Source organism: Mesorhizobium sp. WSM4836 (assembly GCF_055811815.1).
The window spans coordinates 1-1,379 of the sequence record NZ_JBVVQF010000072.1 but is presented as its reverse complement, the minus strand read 5'-3'; the positions used below and the strand labels follow the sequence as shown (position 1 = coordinate 1,379).

The following is a 1,379-nucleotide window of genomic DNA, read 5'->3' as shown; positions in this document are numbered from 1 at the left end:
GGATCGACGGGAGCTTTTCGATATTCCGGCTGATGAGGACAGCCTGATCCGACACTATTCATTGTCCGCGGCTGATCGCCTCCAGATCGACCTGCGCAGGCGCGAGCACAATAAGCTCGGCTTCGCTGTTCAGCTTTGCGTGATGCGACATCCAGGTCGGGTGCTGGCGGCAGGCGAAATTCCGCCCGGCGCGATGCTGAAATATGTCGCCGACCAGATCGGCGCCGATCCCACTGTGTTCACAACCTATGCCCGCCGGGAAGAAACGCGTCGCGATCACATTGCGCGCCTGATGATCTGCCTCGGCGTCAGAAGCGCGACAGCTCAGGATCGTCGCGCCGCGCTGTTGACGACAGTGGAGGCGGCCGCGATGTCCGACAGCGGCGCTTCGATTGTGAATGCCATCGTTGCCACGCTGCGAGAACGCGGAGCACTGTTGCCCGCGGCAGAGATCATCGAGCGAATGGGTCTTGCGGCTCGTGCCATAGCTCGCCGCCGCGCGGAGGAAGCGCTTATCGAAGGGTCTGGCCCCTGAGAAGCTGCAGGCGCTCGACAAGCTGCTCGAGGTTGACGCGGCGATCACTCAGACCCGCTTCCATTGGTTGCGGTCGGCGCCGGAAGCGCCCGCGGCTTCAAATCTGATAGGACTGACCGAGCGGATTGCATTCCTGCGCACGCTTGGAATCGATCCCGGTTTACGGGCGCGCGTGGCTCCCGGGCGGTGGGACCAGATGGTCCGTGAGGGCAATTCCACGCCGGCGTGGCTAGCCAACGACTTCAACGCGAGCCGTCGTCACGCCCTGATCGTCGCGCAGGTGATCAAGCTCGGCGAGAAGCTAACCGATGACGCCGTGACGATGTTCATCAAGCTGATCGGACGGCTGTTCTCCCAGGCGCACAGCCGCAAGAAACGGCGGCACATGGACCATCGGACAGATACCTCCAAGGCCCTGCGTCTTTTCCTCGATACGATATCGGCGCTGCAATCGGCCAACGATAGGGGTCAGGACGCACTTGAGGTGGTCGACCAGAAGCTCGGTTGGCACCGGCTGCTTCGGATGAAGCCGGAGCTTGCAGCAATGGTCGAGGAAAATGAGGCATCCCCGCTGGTCTTGGCGGCCGAGCAGCATAGTGGCGTCATCAAATATGCGTCGGCGTTCCTGGCGACCTTTGCGTTCCGTTCAGCGCGCCGCCACGACTCCTTGCTCACAGCCATTGCGATGCTCCGAAGGCTTCATTCGGAGGGACGGGGTGCACTGCCCGAGCGTGTTCCGGCCAGCCATCTCAGTCCAACCGATCGGAAACTGATCTTTGGGCAGCAGAAGCCTGATCGCCGGCTCTATGAGATCGCCACGCTCGCCGCATTGCGCGAGCGCCTT

The 1,379-nt window shown here is 62.4% G+C and carries 1 pseudogene; it reads left to right on the top strand.

Going from position 1 to position 1,379, the window contains the following annotated elements:
* Window positions 1-1,379: pseudogene (locus AC0L2P_RS32095) on the top strand (DUF4158 domain-containing protein); the annotation flags it as partial.